The 16,636-nt window shown below is 75.7% G+C and carries 14 protein-coding genes and 2 pseudogenes; 4 read left to right on the top strand and 12 right to left on the bottom strand.

All coding sequences use genetic code 11. The features are described 5' to 3' along the window. Positions 1–32: 32 nt before the first annotated feature. Positions 33–404, bottom strand: a complete 372-nt coding sequence (locus tag AC067J_RS29625) for a gamma-glutamylcyclotransferase family protein (protein WP_478304301.1) — start codon at positions 402–404, stop codon at positions 33–35. Positions 405–699: 295 nt separating this feature from the next. Next, the gene (locus tag AC067J_RS29620; protein ID WP_478304299.1) at positions 700–1,782 is read right to left on the bottom strand and encodes a lytic polysaccharide monooxygenase; all 1,083 of its coding nucleotides are present in this window, start codon (positions 1,780–1,782) and stop codon (positions 700–702) included. A gap of 488 nt (positions 1,783–2,270) precedes the next feature. Between AC067J_RS29620 and tsaD the strand changes: the two genes are divergently transcribed. Continuing rightward, positions 2,271–3,338, top strand: a complete 1,068-nt coding sequence (gene tsaD, locus AC067J_RS29615) for a tRNA (adenosine(37)-N6)-threonylcarbamoyltransferase complex transferase subunit TsaD (protein WP_478304297.1) — start codon at positions 2,271–2,273, stop codon at positions 3,336–3,338. A gap of 112 nt (positions 3,339–3,450) precedes the next feature. Continuing rightward, complete coding sequence (gene def / locus AC067J_RS29610; protein WP_478304295.1) at positions 3,451–4,128, top strand: peptide deformylase; 678 nt, start codon at positions 3,451–3,453, stop codon at positions 4,126–4,128. Positions 4,129–4,218: 90 nt separating this feature from the next. Here the strand turns inward: def and AC067J_RS29605 are convergent, their stop codons facing one another. From AC067J_RS29605 to AC067J_RS29575, 7 genes and pseudogenes are all read right to left on the bottom strand, one after another. Further along, entirely contained in the window at positions 4,219–5,091 is an 873-nt protein-coding gene (locus AC067J_RS29605) for a polysaccharide deacetylase family protein (protein ID WP_478304293.1), read from the bottom strand. Positions 5,092–5,275: 184 nt separating this feature from the next. Beyond that, the gene (locus tag AC067J_RS29600) at positions 5,276–5,644 is read right to left on the bottom strand and encodes a low affinity iron permease family protein (protein WP_478304292.1); all 369 of its coding nucleotides are present in this window, start codon (positions 5,642–5,644) and stop codon (positions 5,276–5,278) included. A gap of 357 nt (positions 5,645–6,001) precedes the next feature. Continuing rightward, positions 6,002–6,454 (bottom strand): annotated as a pseudogene (locus AC067J_RS29595) (SRPBCC family protein); the annotation flags it as partial. 210 nt (positions 6,455–6,664) lie between these two features. Beyond that, on the bottom strand, positions 6,665–7,360 hold the full coding sequence (locus AC067J_RS29590) for a Tat pathway signal sequence domain protein (RefSeq protein ID WP_478304290.1): 696 nt from the start codon (positions 7,358–7,360) through the stop codon (positions 6,665–6,667). Positions 7,361–7,702: 342 nt separating this feature from the next. Further along, a complete protein-coding gene (locus AC067J_RS29585) occupies positions 7,703–8,131 on the bottom strand; it encodes a VOC family protein (protein ID WP_478304288.1) in 429 nt (142 codons plus the stop codon). A gap of 299 nt (positions 8,132–8,430) precedes the next feature. Then, the gene (lysA, locus tag AC067J_RS29580; RefSeq protein WP_478304286.1) at positions 8,431–9,873 is read right to left on the bottom strand and encodes a diaminopimelate decarboxylase; all 1,443 of its coding nucleotides are present in this window, start codon (positions 9,871–9,873) and stop codon (positions 8,431–8,433) included. A gap of 71 nt (positions 9,874–9,944) precedes the next feature. Next, a complete protein-coding gene (locus AC067J_RS29575; protein ID WP_478304285.1) occupies positions 9,945–10,187 on the bottom strand; it encodes a hypothetical protein in 243 nt (80 codons plus the stop codon). 453 nt (positions 10,188–10,640) lie between these two features. On the opposite strand from AC067J_RS29575, the gene AC067J_RS29570 reads away from it, so the two are divergent. Continuing rightward, on the top strand, positions 10,641–11,081 hold the full coding sequence (locus AC067J_RS29570; protein ID WP_478304283.1) for an SAV_915 family protein: 441 nt from the start codon (positions 10,641–10,643) through the stop codon (positions 11,079–11,081). On the opposite strand, the pseudogene AC067J_RS29565 reads toward AC067J_RS29570, so the two are convergent. Next, a pseudogene (locus tag AC067J_RS29565) lies at positions 11,054–11,761 on the bottom strand (M24 family metallopeptidase). The gene AC067J_RS29570 and the pseudogene AC067J_RS29565 sit on opposite strands and share 28 nt — an antisense overlap. A 530-nt stretch (positions 11,762–12,291) precedes the next feature. Here AC067J_RS29565 and AC067J_RS29560 point away from each other — a divergent pair. Beyond that, complete coding sequence (locus AC067J_RS29560) at positions 12,292–15,108, top strand: hypothetical protein (protein ID WP_478304281.1); 2,817 nt, start codon at positions 12,292–12,294, stop codon at positions 15,106–15,108. Between the two features lie 86 nt (positions 15,109–15,194). Here AC067J_RS29560 and AC067J_RS29555 read toward each other — a convergent pair whose 3' ends face one another. Both AC067J_RS29555 and AC067J_RS29550 read right to left on the bottom strand, forming a co-directional pair. Next, positions 15,195–15,887 (bottom strand): hypothetical protein, encoded by a 693-nt coding sequence (locus AC067J_RS29555; RefSeq protein WP_478304279.1) that lies wholly within the window; start codon positions 15,885–15,887, stop codon positions 15,195–15,197. After that, positions 15,884–16,507 (bottom strand): sigma factor-like helix-turn-helix DNA-binding protein, encoded by a 624-nt coding sequence (locus AC067J_RS29550; RefSeq protein ID WP_478304277.1) that lies wholly within the window; start codon positions 16,505–16,507, stop codon positions 15,884–15,886. Before AC067J_RS29550 ends, AC067J_RS29555 begins: the two co-directional genes overlap by 4 nt. Positions 16,508–16,636: the final 129 nt, after the last annotated feature.

Here is a 16,636-nt window from a genome sequence, read left to right as displayed (position 1 = left end):
CCAGGGCGCTGGCCTCAGCGTTCCGCCCCTGGTCAGGGGGCCGTGGCGCCCTGGGTGCTCGCGTCGAGGTAGGCCCAGGCCCTGGCGCCCGACCGCAGGACGACCTCGGTCCTGGCGTAGTCGTCGACCTCGTAGTCGTCCGCGGCGGCGAGCTCCGCGTCGGTGATCGCGAAGACGCCGCCCTCCACCGCGTCGCCGTCCAACGAGGAGGCGACGACCAGGGGGTGGCTGTCGGTGCCGCTGGCCGCGATCACCTCCGGGTCGGTGATCGCGATGTGGGTCAGCCGGAAGCCGGGAAGCGCGTCGGGGCGCCCGTCGAGGCGCCGGCCGAACCGGGCGAGCTGGACCTCGGGGAGCTGGAGCGTCCCGTAGGAGAACAACTGGTGGACCGTCTGATCAGCCATCGTGAAGACCCCTCCGCGGAACCTCTGTCGCGCACGCCGGGCCCCAATTTATCGAACGCGGTGCGAACGCGGCGAGCAGGGGGACCGGGAAATCCGCCCGTCCGCCGGGGCCGGACGGGGGCGGAGGGGACCCGGACGGGGGCGGAGGGGACCCGGACGGGACCGGGCTGCGCCGGGCGGGAGCCGGACGGGAGCCGGACGGGCGGCAGCCCCGACGCCCTTCCGGCTGGGCAGCCCCGACGCCGCGGCGCCCCGCCGGTTCCCGGTGCCGGCGGGGCGCCACGAGCGGCCGGTCCTACCGGATGTCCACGTCGCTCACGGACAGGAAGAACTCGCCCGACTTGCCGCCGTTGCCGCCGTCGGGGGTGTCCGGGCCGCCGTGCCCGCCCCAGACGTGCACGATCGCGGCCCGCCCACGGCGGCGCGGGAGGGTCGGGAACTCCCAGTCGGTGGAGTCCGCCTCGGCCGCGCCCTGGAGCTCCACCAGGAACGGCGTCGGGTCGACGTCCTCCCAGGACAGGCCCCCGGCCGGGTCCCAGCCCGGCCGGGTGAGGAACCACCGGTGCGACCAGGTCTCCCCGTCGTGGTAGGCCATGTAGTCGTAGGAGAAGGTGTGCCGGTCGGCGCCGGCCTCCAGGACGGTCACCGGCCAGTCGCCGTGGGCGCCGTCCGGGGCCAGGTCGAGCCCCTGGTAGGCCTTGTTGCCCGTGGAGGCGACGGTGTTGCCGTCGAAGAACTTGCGGTACTCCAGGTACCGCAAGGCGTGGTTCCAGGGGTAGTCGGCGAGCATCCGGTCGGCGCCCGGGAGGACCTCGTGCCAGTCGGTGCTGGTGTTGATGCTCCGCGCCTCGACGCAGATCGGCGCGGGGTCCGCGTCCCGGATCGCGGCGGCGGCCCGGCTGCGCGGGTGGTCGACGGTGCCGTGCCGGGGCGCGGCGGCCGAGGCGTCGGCGGCCGGGGCGCCCCGGCGCGGCGCGGGAGCGGACCAGGGTCCGGCGTCGTCCCGCCTGACGGTCACCTCGTTCGTGAAGGGGGTGTCCTGGCCGTCCACCCTGGCGCGGATCTTCACGCGGTACTCCGCCGCCGGCTCCTCGCCCAGGTCCACCCAGTGGGAGTTGGCCGCCGACCAGTCCCAGGCCGACCAGTACATGTAGAGGGTCTGCCGCGCCTCGCCGTCGATCCACACCTCGTACTGGTGGGGGTAGGGCGCGGCCCCCTCGTTCCAGTCCGCCGGCGGGGGCCAGGTCGGGTGGTCCGGCTGGTTCTCCCCGATCTGCCAGCGCAGGTGCAGGCCGTACACGGTGTAGCCGCCGTCGGCCCGGTGCTTGATGTCGGCGCGCAGCCCGGAGGGGGCCGCGATGGTGGCACTGCTGCTCATGGTGTCCTCTTCTCCTCCGGGGGCTCTCCCGGAGGCGTGTTGCCGATGTGCCCTGGACGACCCCGGTGGCCCGGCCGTGCGCACCGGCGGGTGAAGACGTGCCGGACGGCGGTCACCCGGCGTCGACCCGGCCGGGGGACCGGCGGCGGACGGCCGCCGGAGGTCGTGGTCAAGGTCGTAGCCGCACCGGGTGACGGCCACACCGGAGGCGCTCGGAATCACTCGGACAAACGACACCGGTTCGATGGATTGGCCACGAACGGGTCAGGCGGACCAATGCACGCCGGCGTGCCCGACGGCCACCGGTCGCACCGCCCGCCGCCGCGCGCCGGGGGCGGGGCGGACGGCGGGACCGGGGGCGGGGCGGACGGCGGAACGGACGGCGGAACGAACGGCGGGACTGGCAGCGGGACGGACGGCCCGCCGGGCACCCCCCTACTGCACCTAGGATGTAGTTGCACATTGCAGGCAAGAAGGAGTTGTGGCTGATGGCGGGATCGCCGGTGGTTCTGGGGATCGAGTCCTCCTGCGACGAGACCGGCGCGGGCCTGGTGCGTGACGGCGTGCTGCTCGGCCAGGCCGTCGCCTCCAGCATGGACGAGCACGCCCGCTTCGGCGGGGTCGTGCCGGAGATCGCCGCCCGCGCGCACGTCCACGCCATGGCACCGGTGGTCCGCGAGGCACTCGACCGGGCCGGGCTCACCCTGGCCGACGTCGGCGCCGTCGCCGTCACCGCCGGACCGGGCCTGTCCGGCGCCCTCCAGGTCGGGGTGGCCGCCGCCAAGAGCTACGCCTTCTCGCTCGGCGTCCCCCTCTACGGCGTGCACCACCTCGCCGGACACGTCGCCGCCGCCACCCTGGACGGCGGACCGCTGCCCGACCCCTCCATCGTGCTCATCGTCTCCGGCGGCCACACCTCGCTGCTGCTGGTGCGCGACCTCGCCCGCGACCCGATCGTCCACCTCGGCGACACCCTGGACGACGCCGCCGGCGAGTGCTTCGACAAGGTCGCCCGCATCCTCCGCCTGCCCTACCCCGGCGGCCCGGCCATCGACCGTGCCGCCCGCGAGGGCGACCCGAAGGCCGTCCGACTCCCCCGCCCGCTCAGCGGCCCGAACGACCCGCCCTACGCGTTCTCCTTCTCCGGCCTCAAGACCGCCGCCGCCCGCTGGGTCGAGGCGCAACGCGCCGCCGGCACCGAACCGCACGTCCCCGACGCGGCCGCCTCCCTCCAGGAGGCCATCGCCGACACCCTCACCCGCAAGGCCGTCAGGGCCTGCACCGACCACGGCATCGACACCCTCGTCGTGGTCGGCGGCGTCGCCGCCAACTCCCGCATCCGCGCCCTGACCGAGCAGCGCTGCGCCGCCGCCGGCATCACCCTGCGCGTCCCGGCGCTGCGCCTGTGCACCGACAACGGCGCCATGATCGCCGCCATCGGGGACCTCCTGGTCCGCTCCGGCGCCGCGCCCTCCCCGATGGACCTCTCCATCGACCCGTCCGCCCCGCTGGAGTACGCCGCGCTGAGCCCGCGCGCCGCAGCCCGGGTCGCGTGACGGCTGCGGAGCCCGCCGGGGCCGCCGCGGTCGTCGAGGCCGCCCGGCATCCGACGGCAGCGGGCCGGTCGCCCCTCCCTTCCCGTCCCACACCGTCGAAAGGCTCCACGCCATGTCCCCGTCCTCCCGTGCGGACAGCCCTCCGGACCGACGGGTCCGCGTCCTCGGGCGTCCCGTCGACGCCTACCCGCAGCAGGCGCCCGAGGCCGGCCGGGGCCGGGTCCTGCGGATCACCGAGGTCGGTGAGACCGTCCTGCACCGCCCGTGCCGGCCGGTGACCGGGTTCGGCACCGCCGAACTCGCCCGGCTGGTCGACGACATGTTCCTCACCATGTACGCGGCCCGGGGCGTCGGCCTGGCCGCCAACCAGGTCGACGTCGACCTGCGCCTGTTCGTCTACGACTGCCCCGACGACGACGGCGTCCGGCACGTCGGCCACATCGTCAACCCGGTGCTCGACGAGCCCGCGGGAACCCGGCGCCTGGTCGACGCGCGCGAAGGCTGCCTCTCGGTCCCCGGCCCGCGGCGCGAGCTCGGCCGCGCCGACCACGCCGTCGTGCGCGGCTTCGACCAGGACGGGCACCCGCTGGTGATCGAGGGCACCGGCTACTTCGCCCGCTGCCTCCAGCACGAGAGCGACCACCTCGACGGAATGCTCTACGTCGACCGGCTGCCCAGGCGCGAGCGCCGCGCGGTGCTCGCCGAGACGGCCGAGCAGCGGGCCGAGGTGCACGCCCGGCGCCGGGCCCGCGCCGAGGCCATGGGCGCCGCGAGCGCCGTCGGGGAGTGAGCGGGACGGCTCCGGGCCCCGCCGCGCGTGCGGCGGGGCCCGGAGCCGTGGGTCCGACGTCCTCGCGACGCCGGGCAGGCAGCCCGGTGCTCAGGCGGCCGGCGGTGCGGTGAAGCGGTAGCCCGAGTCGATGAGCATCGGCAGGTAGGACTTCAGCGCCGCCACGGTCTGCGAACGGTCCCCGCCGCCGTCGTGGGTGAGCACGATCGCGCCCGGCCGCAGCTCCTTCTCCAGCCGCTTGGTGATCACGTCCGCCCCCGGCTCCGCCCAGTCCCGCGGATCCACCGACCAGGCCATCGGCCGCATCCCCAGCTCGGCGCTGACCCTCAGCGTCGTCGGGGACCAGTCCCCGCCCGGGGCACGGAACCACGTCGGCGCCCTGCCGGTGGTCCGGGCGAGCAGCTCGGAGGTGCGCGCCAGTTCCTCCCGCACCTTCGCCTCGGAGAGGCTCCGCAGGTCGGGGTGGCTCCAGGAGTGGTTGGCGATGTGGTGCCCCCGGGCAGCGATCTCGCGGACCAGCTCGGGATGCGCGGCCGCGTTCTCGCCGATCAGGAAGAAGGACGCCCGGATCCCGTGCTGGTCGAGCAGGGCCAGGACGGCCGGCGTGTACCGCGGGTCCGGGCCGTCGTCGACGGTGATGGCGACAACCTTCCGCCCGGCGTCCAGCTCGTACACCGGCCAGGTCTCGGCCGCCGTCAGCTCGCGTGGCGCGGACGGCGCCGAGGCCGCGGGCGAACCCGCGGGCGCGGTGGCGGCAGCGGCGCCGCCCGGCACCGTCACGGGCGTCACGGGTGTGGCGATCGTCGCGGGCGTCGCGGTGGCCGCGGGTTCGGGGACCGCCCCGCCCGCGGCGTCGGCGGTCGACGCCGTACCGCCCTCCCCGTCCCGGAGCGGTCCGCGGCACCCGGCGATCCCGAGGAAGGACAGTCCGGCCGCAGCCAGCAGCAATCTACGCGAAATCATCTGATGATCCGATAGCATGCCGAACTTCTCCCCCGTGCTCGGCCGCACCTCCCGCAGGCCACCCCGACGAGCACCCGCCGCCACTCCGTCGGCCCAACCGCGCCGTCGGCCCAACCGCGACCGCACCGGCAGCACCGGGCCTGACCGCCCGCGGCCGACACCGGTCGAGCGGGGCGGTGAGTTCTCAGAGCCGCTCCTCCATCCGGATCGCCTTCCGGAGCTGCCGGTGGGCGTCGCCCTCGTGGCCCTCGTGCTGTTCGAGCAGGGCGGCGGCGATCGCGTCGAGTTTGCGCTGGACGGCGTGCTCCGCGCGACGCTCGGCGTTCTTGAGCAGCGCCAGCAGGAGCAGGGTGATCGCCGCCATGGTGTCGCCCACGAGGATCTGCCACTCCGCCGACAGGCCGGCCGCGTGGACCGCGATGAAGGCGGCCACCAGTACGACGCAGAACACCGAGAACGCCGGCGAGCTGGTGAGGTTGGAGGCGGCTTCGGCGAGCCGCTCGAACCGGCCCCGCTCGCCGTCACTGCGGGTGGCGGGATGGGAGAGAGTCATGTCCTTGTCCCTACCGTCTGCGTCCCTACCGCCTGCGACACCGTCCGCGTCCCTGCCGCCTGCCGGCGGCGGACGTGGCGGTCGCCGTGCGGCACCTCGACGGTGCGGCCGAGCCGGGCGGCGGTCCACCGACCCTTGCGGGCGGGCGGCGCCGGACGCTCCGTCCGGCGCCGCCCGCCCTTCCATGCCGCCGGTGCGCCGGCAACGGCGGCGTCAGCCCTGACGGGGGCCGTCCGGCCGTTCGGGCGCGGGCGGCGCGCCCTCTCCGGTCATCCGGGTCCCGGGGGTCTCGCGCGGGGGCGCGTCGCCGAGGGTGCCGGCCGGTCCGCCGGTGGCCGGCGCGTCCGAGGCGCCGTCCGGGGTCAGGCGGCCGCGCCAGCCGCCGCTCTCCCGCCCCTGCTCCTCGATGAAGCCCTTGAACCGCTTCAGGTCGCCCTTGACCTGCCGGTCCAGGACGCCGAGCATGGCACCGGCCCGCTCGGCCATGCCGTGCGGCTCGAACTCCATCGCCAGGCTCACCCTGGTGTGGGAGTCGTCGAGGCGCCGGAACGTCACGACGCCCATCTGCTGGACGTCGCCGCCCACCGTGCGCCACGCGATCCGCTCGTCGGGGAGCTGGTCGATGATCTCCGTGTCGAACTCGCGGCGGGCGCCCGCGACCTTCGTCGTCCAGTGGCAGTGCCGGTCGTCCGTCTGGCGGACCTCCTCCACGCCCTCCATGAAGCGCGGGAACTCCTCGAACTGCGTCCACTGGTTGTAGGCGTTGTGCAGCGGGACGTCCACGTCGATGGACTCCTTCACCGTGCTCACAACAGTCTCCTTCCGCATCGACGGGCTCAGCTGTTCCGTACCACTGGAGCGCCTGCCCGCGGAACGAGCATGTAATCGGGTGGTCTCCGTACCGTCCTGCCGGGGCCGGGCGTCGGGGACGGGCGTCGGGCGTCGGGCGTCGGGGACGGGTGTCGGAGGCGGCCTGCGGTGCCGGCCTGCGGTGCCGGCACCAGTCCCCGGCCCCGGCGCTCAGTTCACGTGGACCAGCGGGCTGCCGGCCTGGCTGGTGTCGGCCAGCGGCCCGTAGGTGGCGGAGAAGTACCCCTCGCCGGGGCAGAGGCTCGACCCGCCGCTCTTGACGAAGTGCTCGTTGCGGAAGGTCAGGCTGTGCGCGGCGTTGTCCGCGGAGCCCGTGAAGGCGCCGCTGAGCTGGTAGGTGCAGGTGATGGTGCCGAACCAGGAGTTCAGTACGGCCGAGGCCTGGATCGGCCCCGCCGTCCCGGGGGTCAGGACGACCGGGTGGCCCGCGGCGCTCCCGACCGAGACGTTGTACGCGAGGTTGCCGACCGTCAGGCTCTTGACCGACGTGACGCCGGTGACGTTGGCGGTGCAGGAGCCGAAGGTCAGCCCGGTCAGGGACTCGGTCGCGTTCCCCGGCGCGGCGGGGTTGGCGAGCACCCGCGCGGTGAACGGCGAGACGCCGCAGCTGACCCCGGTGGCGCCGGTGGTGGCCGAGTAGAAGGTGGCCCGGGTGCCGGCGGCGAGCGGTGCGACCAGGACGTCGCCCACGGCGACGGCCGGCCCGCCCGCGCCGCCGGTGGTCAGCACGGGGACCTCGGCGGCCGCGCGAGGGGCCGCCGAGGCGGAGGCGGAGGCGGCAGGGACGGCGCCGGCGGCGAGCGTCGCGGCGGCGGCGGCCAGTGCCAGACAGGTGCGAGTGCGCATGGGAAGCCTCGATCTCGGTGAGGGTGCGAGAGGGCGGACGTGCTCCGGCTGCAGGGCGGTTGGGGACCGCCGGGGAGCTCACTTCGCTTTGTAGAGCGGTGTCGGTGCACCGTCAAGGAGCTGCGCGGCACTTGCTGACAATTCGTCAGCAGCATGGTGCGCCCGTCCGGCGTCCACCGCGGAGCACCCGCCCGCCCGTCGGAACCGTGCCGGTCCGCCGGGCGGCCGCCCTGAGCCCGCTGGAAGCGGTCGCGGAGGCCTGACGCACGGGCCCCGGCCCGCGGCGCCGCCCACCGGAGCGGCGCCGCGGGCCCGAAGGCCTGACAGGTCGAGGGCGTGTCCTCAGTCGATGCAGAACTCGTTGCCCTCGATGTCCAGCATCGGAATGCACGAATCGGTCCCGTCGTACAGCGTCTGCACGTGTACCGCGCCGAGCGGGACCAGTCGTGCGCATTCGGCCTCCAGCGCGGCGAGGCGCTCCTCGCCCACGAGCCCGGTGCCCACCCGCACGTCGAGGTGCACCCGGTTCTTGGCGGCCTTCCCTTCGGGGACGCGCTGGAAGTACAGCCGCGGGCCCACCCCCGAGGGATCACTGCAGGCGAACCACGAATCCCGCTGCTCGGGCGGCTGCGAGCGACTGAAGTCGTCCCACGTGGCGAACCCCTCCGGCGGCGGCGGTACGACGTACCCCAACACCTCGCACCAGAACCGGGCGAGGCGCTCGGGTTCTGCGCAGTCGAAGGTGACCTGGAACTTCTTGGTCGCTGTCATCGGCCCTCCATGGCGCGTGCTGTTCACCGGAACACCGGAACACCGGAGCACCGGTTGTGAGCGCGCGGTGCGGAGAGCGGACGCGCCATCAGGGGTGCACCGGCGCCGCCCCCGCCGTCGTACGACTCGGTGATCCGGGTCAAGGCTGGCGAGCCTGCCACACGACCACCCGGGGCTCAACCGTTTTCCCACCTGCCGGCCCGGCCCGTCGGCGATCGGCAACCGGCGGCCTGCGGTCGGCGGTCGGCGGTCCGGGCACGGGTCGGGACGCCGCCGGGGGGCAGGTACCCGCGGCCGCGTCAGCGGCCGACCTCGCGGGCGCGGAAGTCCTCGACGGTCTCCCGGCGGATCAGCAGACGGGCGCGGCCGTCCCGGACGGCGGCGACGGCCGGACGGCCGACCATGTTGTAGCCGGAGGCCATCGAGAACTGGTAGGCGCCGGCCCCCGGGACGGCCAGCAGGTCACCGGCCCTCAGGTCGCCGGGCAGCCGGGCGTCCCGGACCAGGACGTCGCCGGCCTCGCAGTGGCGGCCGACCACGTCGACCCGCGCCGACGGGGCGTCGGAGCGCCGGCCGACCAGCCGGACGGTGTACGGCGCGCCGTACAGGGCGGGCCGCGGGTTGTCGCTCATGCCGCCGTCGACGGCGGCGAAGACCCGGCCGTCGGCGGTGTGCTTCACCGAGAGCACGCGGTAGACCGCGACGCCGGCCGGCCCGGCGATCGCGCGTCCCGGCTCGACCACCAGGCGCGGCACGGCCAGACCGGCCGCGGCGCAGCGCTCGGCCAGACGGGCGGTCACCCGGTCGGCGAAGTCCGCGACGTCGAGCTCGTCGTCCCCCGGCAGGTAGCGGATGCCGTGGCCGCCGCCGAGGTCCAGCTCGGGCAGCTCGACGCCGTGGCGGTCGCGCACGCCGGCCAGGAAGCCGACCAGGGTGTCCACGGCGGCGAGGTAGGGCCCGAGTTCGGTGATCTGGGAGCCCAGGTGGCAGTGCAGGCCGAGCAGTTCGAGGCCCGGCTGCCCCAGTACGCGGGCGACGGCGGCGGCGGCCTCGCCGCCGTCGATCGGGAATCCGAACTTCTGGCCGCCGACGCCCGTCCGCACCGCCTCGTGGTGACCGGCGGCGATCCCCGGGACCACCCGGACCAGCACCCGCTGCGGGGCGTCCGCGGCGACCAGGGCCGCCAGCCGGGGGATCTCCGTGGGGCCGTCGATGACGATCCGGCCGACCCGCAGCCGACGGGCGAGCCGCAGCTCCTCCGGCGTCTTGGCGTTGCCGTGCAGCAGAATCCGCCCGGCGGGGAAGCCCGCCGCGGCGGCCAGCCGGAGTTCGCCGGAGGAGCAGACGTCCAGTCCCAGGCCCTCCTCGGCGACCCAGTCGGCCATCGCGCTGCACAGGAACGCCTTGGCGGCGTACAGCACGTCGGCGTGCGGCAGGGCCTGCCGGTAGGCGCGGGCACGGATCCGCACCTCGGCCTCGTCCAGGACGTACAGCGGGGTGCCGAAGCGGTCGGCGGCCTCGGCGAGGCCCACGCCGCCGACCAGCAGCTCTCCGCCGCGCCCCGGGCGGGCCGAGGCCGGCCAGGGGCCGCCGACCGCTTCGGCCGGACGGCCGGGCACCGGACCGGACGGGAGGCCGGGCGAGGGAACGCCGGGTGCGGGAACGCCGGACACCGGGAGGTCTGACACGGGGCGGTCGGGCACCGGAAGGACGGCGAACGGGGTGGTGGACGGCTTCGTCATGGCGTACTGCTCCTGCGGAAGGGATCTCGGGGAGATGGCGACGCGAACCCGCGCGCACGGCGCGGGTGGTGTCAGTCGACGTACCGCATGGCGATCCGGCAGTGCGCCGCCCGCTCGCGCAGTTGCCGGGCCTCGTCCGCGGACGGTCCATCCTCGGGCTCGGCCACGGCATCGCTCCCGGACGCACGCCCGCCGCGCTCCGGGCGGACTGCGGGGACCGGCGCGCGATCGGCGCGGCCGGGCAGGACGGCGACGGCCTGTCCGACGCCGCGCAGCGGCCTCGTGGCGGCGGTGACGAGCCGGGTCTCGCTCATGGCGGCGCTTCCTTCCGAATGCGGGTGCGGGGCACCGGTCGGGCCCGCGGTTCCAGTGGAGACCCGGAGCGGGCCGAGCGCAGCCGTCCTTGACGCGCGGCCTACGCCCGGGCGGCCGTCCTTGACGCCTTCCTGACGCCGGTGGCGCGAACGGGCGTACCGGCCGCCGGGCAACCGGGCACGCACTACCGCAGCCGGTCCCTCGCACCGCGCTCCCTGGCACCGCGGTCCCTCGCACCCCCGCCCTCCGGCCGGCCGGGCCGGCACGTCAGCACGTCAGCACGTCAGCACGTCAGCACGGCGTCAAGGGCGGGCGCAGCCGGATCATGAAAGCGTCAAGGGCCGGGACGCCGAGGGCGCGGTCGGGCATACGGTCCTGGTGTGAGCCCGGCCGGCGGCGCTGCCGGGGGCCGGGGCTCCGTCCACGCTTTCCGTACCTGCCTGGAGGCAGTCATGAACCGACGTCAGTGCTCCGAGGACCCCGAGCCTTCCGAACCCGGCCCGGCCGGACTCCTCCTGGTCCCCGTCCGGCCGGGTTCGCTGGGCCACGCCGCCCGGCTCTTCCGCACACCCCTCGGCGACCGCACCGCCGTCGCCTTCACGACCGAGCAGCAGCTCGTCACCGTCCTCGGCGCCGCCCAGCCGTGGATCACCCTCGCCGAGCCCGCCCTTCGCGCCCTCACCGAGCCGCTGGGCGTCACCGCACTCACCGTCGACCCGCAGCTGGCCGCCGCCCCGGCCACCGGGCCCAGCCGCGCGGGCGCCTCGGACCGGTTGCTCCGCACCGCTCCCCCGCGGACCCCGGCTCCGACTGGCGGGAGGGGCCACCCGGCCGATCCTGCGGCCGGGGTGCCGGGCGCGGGCGGTCACGCCAGGTCGAGCAGCTGCTCGTAGAAGCCGCCGAACCCGCCCTCCCGGTCGACGAGGTGCAGCTCCAGGATCCAGTGGCAGACCTGGCCCGCCCGGTCGGTGCGGCGCAGCACGGTGCCGTTCTCCGGGGCGATGTAGGACTCGGCCCTGGCGCCCTCGTTGGTCTCGTGCGGGAACTCGCCGACCAGGTGGCCCGCGTGCCAGATGCCGATGGTCCAGCCGGCTTCGACGGCGAGGCGCTCCACCTCGGCGTGCAGCTGCCGGCCGGTGATGTCCGGGTCGGCGGCGAAGGCGGCGCGGCCGGCGTCGAAGACGCGCGGGAGGTCGTGGAGGAGGCGGTGCTTCCGGGGGTCGTCGCCGAAGACGTAGGTGCGGCCGAAGTCCGCCTCGTACTCCTCGAAGATCGGGCCGAAGTCGGCGAAGGCGATGTCGTCGGTGCCGATGATCCGGTCCGGCGGGTTCTCCTGGTACGGCGCGAGGGTGTTGGGGCCGGAGCGGATGATCCGCTTGTGTCAGTGCTTGGTGGTGCCGAACATCTCGTTGGCGAGGTCCCGGATCAGGTCGCTCACCTCCCGCTCCCCGCGGCCCGGCGCCACCAGTCCGCGCGCCTCGACCTCGGCGAACAGCGCGATCGCCTTCTCCTGCGCCGCCACCAGGCCCTCGGCGCGGTGGCTCTCCCGCACGTGGGTGTTCTCACCTGTCATGTCGCACAACCTCTTCCGCTTGTCGTGGTGCTGCACTCGGTGTGCCGGGGCGGGTACCGGCCCGTCTCATCGGCCCGTCCCACCGGCCTTGCACCGGCCTCGCACCGACTTTTCCATCGGCCCGTCGCGGTCAGCCGAGCGGGTGGGCGGCCAGATGCGCCAGCCCGTGCTTGAGGGCGGCCCGCGCCCCGGCCTCCAGGTGACGGGCCCACGCCGGGTGGCCCTCGCCACGCAGGTGGGCGTAGCAGGCGCGCGCAGCCGGTGCGCGCGTCCGGAGGGCGCCTACCCGGGTGCCGAAAGGGGCACCGCGATGCCCGAAGGGGCACCGGATCCCCCGTCAGGGCCGGGAATCCACCCGGCGCCCGATCGATTCGCGCAAGCACCTTCCGTTCCCCGGCCGCATCTGACAGCATCGTCCGCTATCCGGTGATCACTGTGCCACGTCCCCGCACCCGTGGGTGCGTGCCGCCGACGCGTGCCCGGACCGGACCGACGTGCGGCTCCGGATGGTGTCCCGGGGAGGAACGACGATGCGGGGTCCCGCCGTACGCCGGCTGCTGCGCGGCCGCGCCCGGAGCGCACCGGCCGCCGACGCCCCGGTCCCCGCGCCCTGGGTCCGCACCCGGCTGCGCGCGGCACCCGCGGCCGCCCTGCTGATGGCGGCGCTCACCTTCGTCACCGTCTTCCTGGCGGTGGCCCTCCCCCGCGCCGCCGACCGCGGCGCGGACGGCGCGCTTCAGCGGGTCGTCCTGGACCGCGGGGTCAACGGCACCACCCTCCAGGGAGGCGCCGCGCTGCGCGAGGACGAGACCGGCGCCTCCCTCCAGGCCGTGCGCGACCGCCTGGTCGCGCTGATCGACCCGGACTTCCCGCTCACCCCGGACGGCGAGAACTACGGCGCCGCCGCCCGGCTCGACCGGCCGATGACCAACGCCGGGTACGACCGGCCGCACGGCGACCCCGCCATGCTCTCCGTGCGGTACCTGGGCGGGCTGGCCGAGCACGCGACCCTGACCGCCGGGGACTGGCCGGGCCCGGCGGCGCCGGGTGAGCCGCTGCCCGTCGTGCTCAGCCGGGCGGCCGCCGAGAGCATCCGCGTCGAGGTCGGCGACCTCGTCGACAACGGCGGATCGACCCCCGCCAAGGTCACCGGGCTCTACCGCGCCAACGACCCCGCCGAACGCTTCTGGGAGGTCCTCACCTGCCCGACGCGCGCCTGCCTGAAGATGCTCGACGACGGCAGCACCCGATGGGTGACCACCGGGTTCGCCGGCGGCGACAGCCTGTCCGCGCTGCTCGCCTGGGGCGACGGCGGGCACGCCTTCTGGCGCCTTCCCATCGACGCGCACGCCCTGCGCGCCGACCGGCTCGACGAGACCCGCGCCGCCCTCGCCTCGTACCTTTCCGGCCCCGGCTCCATCGAGGCCGCCAAGGTGGCCGACCGCGACGAGCTGGAGTTCAGCACCTTCCTGACCGAGCTCCTCGCGACCGCCACCTCCCGGTACGAGGCGGCCGCCCCGCTGGCGGCGATCGGCCCGGCCGGCGTCGCGGGCGTCGCCGCCGTGGTGCTCTGCCTGGCCGCCGCCCTCACCGGCGACCGGCGCGCCGCCGAGGTCCGGCTGCTCCGGGCCCGCGGCGGCTCACGCGCGGGCATCCTGCTGCGCCTGCTCGGCGAGGGCGCGGTGACCGTCCTGCCCGCCGCCGCGGCCGCCGTCGCACTCGCCCTGACGCTGTTCCCCTCCCCCCGCTGGGGAACCTCCGCACTCGCGGCGCTGGCCGCCGCCCTGCTCGCGATGCTGGCCTTCCCGGTCCGCGCCGCCCTCCACTCCGACCGGCCCAGCACCGCCGGGGGGCGGAGCAGCCGCCGGCGGATCGTCGGCGAGTTGTCCGCCCTGGCCGTCACGGCGGCCGCCGTGGCCGAGGTCCGCCGCCGCGGCCTCGCACCCGGCACCGGCACCGACCCGCTGCTGGCCGCGGCCCCGCTGCTGCTCGCGCTCACCGGCGGACTCCTGCTGGCCCGCATCCAGCCGGTGGTGGCGTCCCGGCTCGCCGCCCTCGCCCGGCGCGGCCGCGGCCTGACCGGTTTCCTCGGCCTCGCCCGGGCCACCCGCGACACCTCCGGCAGCCGCCGGCCGGCGGTGCTGGCGCCGCTCGCCCTGCTGCTCGCCGTCAGCACCGCCGGCTTCGGGGCCACCGTGCTCGCCACCCTGGACGACGTACGACTGCAGGCGGCCCGGACGGCGGTGGGCGGCGACGCCGCGGTCTCCGTGCCGCTCGACGCCGTCCTTCCGGCGGCGTTCACCTCGGCCGCCCCGGCCCTGCCCGGCGTGCGCACCTCCACCGCGGTCCGCGTCGAGGGGCTGGCCTACGTGCTCCGCACGACCGGGACCGCCGTCCAGGTCAACCTGGTGGTGGCCGAGCCCCGGGCGTACGCGGAGATCGCCCGGACCGCCGGCGCCGGCGCCTTCGACCCCGCCCTGCTGGACGGCGCTCCCGGCGGCCCCGACGCCCCGGTCCCCGCGCTCTTCAGCGCGGGGCTCGCCGAGGAGCTGTCCGGGGCCCGGCACCGGCTGCGCGTCCCCAGCGGCGAACTGCTCACCAGCGTCGTGGGCCGCGTCGACGCCACACCCGCGATCCCGGACGCCGTCCGCCAGTTCGTCGTCCTGCCCGCCGGGCCCGCGACCGCACGGCTGCCCGGGCTCGCGGAGGCCAACGGCTGGCTCGCCGTCGGCGACATCGCCCCGGACGACCTGCGGTCGCTGTTCCTGGAGCACGGTCTGACCGAGGTGACGGGCGTGGCCGCCCTCCTGCGCGAGGAGGCCCGGACCGTCAGCAAGGACCGCGGCCGCGTGCCCGCCGGTTTCAAGGTGCGCTCCAGCAGCGAGGTGGCCGCCGAACTGGCCGCCGACCCGATCCAGCGCTCCGCCGGGCGGCTGTTCTGGACCTCGGTCGCCGCCGGCGCCGGATTCGCCCTGCTCGCCGTCCTGCTGACGCTGCTGCGGACCTCCCCCGACCGTGCGGCGCTGCTCGCCCGGCTGCGTACCATGGGCCTGCGGCCCCGCCAGGGGCTGGCGCTGATCATCACCGAGACCATCCCGCAGACCCTGGTGGCGGCGGTGTTCGGCGGACTGGTCGCGACGGCGGCGGTCGGGCTGCTCGGGCCGTCGTTCGACCTGTCGCTGCTGCTCGGCTCCGAGGTCGGCGAGGTGCTCACACCGCTGCTGCTGCCGGTGCTGCTGCCCACCGCGGGCCTGGCGCTGCTGATCTGTGCCGGGGTGGTCCTGGAGGCGTTGGTGTCCGGCCGGCGCCAGATCGCCACCGAGTTGAGGGCGGGCGACCGCCCCTGAGCGAACGGGGCGGTGCCCCGCCCCGGACCACCTTGCGGCCCCGGGCCACCTCCCGGCCCCGCCCCGGGCCACCTCCCGGCCCCGAGCTACCGGCTGGCGGCCAGGTCGCTGCCGAGGCTGTCGGAGGGCCGGGGGATCTCGCCGAAGTCCTCGTCGTCGCAGTCCACGGCCAGCCGGTTGATCGCCGCTTCGAGGTGGACGGGCAGTCGCGGGTGGAGCCCGGCGTGACAGCGGGTCAGGATGTCGTGCCGCACCCGTTCGGGCAGCAGCGGGCTCACCGGGCCGCTGCGCGCGGCCCCGCTCCGGGAGCCGTCGGCCAGCGTCTCCGCCTGGGCGCGCCAGTAGGCGGCGTCCCGGGTCTCGCCCAACTGCTGGTGGTGGAGGTGGAGGAGGTAGGCGGCGGTCGCGCTGCCGGAGCCGGCCGCGAACTGCCACCAGAACTGCGCGGCGTCCGCCCGGTCGGTGACCGCGAGCAGGCAGGCGAGCACCAGGGCCCCTTCGGGGTGGATCTGGGGGCTGTTGACCAACTGCTCCAACGACGTGCCGGCCTGGGGGGCGTTGAGGACCAGCGCGGTGGCGAGGCCGAGTTCGTGGGCGGCCTGCTCGCACGCGGAGGGGAAGGGGGGCGGCGCGGCGGTCACCCGGGGCGGCTGCGTGGGGGGCGCGGCCGCGGTTCCGGTGAAGACCTCCGCCGGGGGCGGGCCGCCCGTCCACGGCACGGTGGCCGGGTCCCCTTCGAGCCAGGAGGACAGACTTCCGTGGTCGAGATGGGGCTTCACCGGGTCTCCTTGTCCTTGTCGGCGCGGTCCCTGTCCGCGACGTCCCTGTCCGCGACGTCCCTGTCCGCGACGTCCTTGTCCGCGAGGTCGGGCCGGCCGATCGCCGTCGCGAGGCGGCGGCGGGCGTGGCGGCGGTTGGACCGCAGGGTGGTGGGGGGCGTTCCGAGGTAGGCGGCGGCCTCGTCGTCGTCGAGGTCCAGGCAGTAGGTGAGGATCATGATGTCGCGCTGGCGCTCGGGGAGGCCGAGGATCGCGGTGAGCAGGCCAATCTGCTCGGGCAGGTTCTCCAGGCTCAGGCAGGCCTGGCGGCAGAAGTGGGCGATCACCGCGTCCATCGCCGCGGTCTGCACCGCGGCGGGCTGGCTCTGCGTGTCGAGCCAGGCCCCGATGTGCTCCTTCAGCAGGCGCCAGGCGTAGGCGGCGGGGATCTCCTGGCGCAGCGCGAGGGACCAGTTGCGGCGCAGGTGCCCCTTCATGTCGGCGACGACCAGCTCGGCGGCGTCGTGGTGGGCGCCGACCTGCGTGCGGGCGAACGCGCCCCACGCGCGCTCGTGGGTGGCGCAGAACGCCTCGAAAGTCAGCCGCAAGCGGGCGCCGTCCGGTGCGCTGCTGTCGTTCATGGCCTGCCCTCCCCTGCGCCTGCCCTCGCGGGGCGGCGCCTGCCGGTCGATCGTCATGTCGGTCCTCCCCCTGTGCGGCCGAGCCGCCGAGTGCGGGCCAGGGGAACTCCTGAGCCCTCTTGGGACATG

The sequence above is a fragment of the Kitasatospora sp. NPDC042419 genome (genome assembly GCF_056437345.1).
The sequence above is the reverse complement of the archived record's forward strand: the minus strand, read 5'-3'. Positions and strand labels throughout refer to the sequence as shown.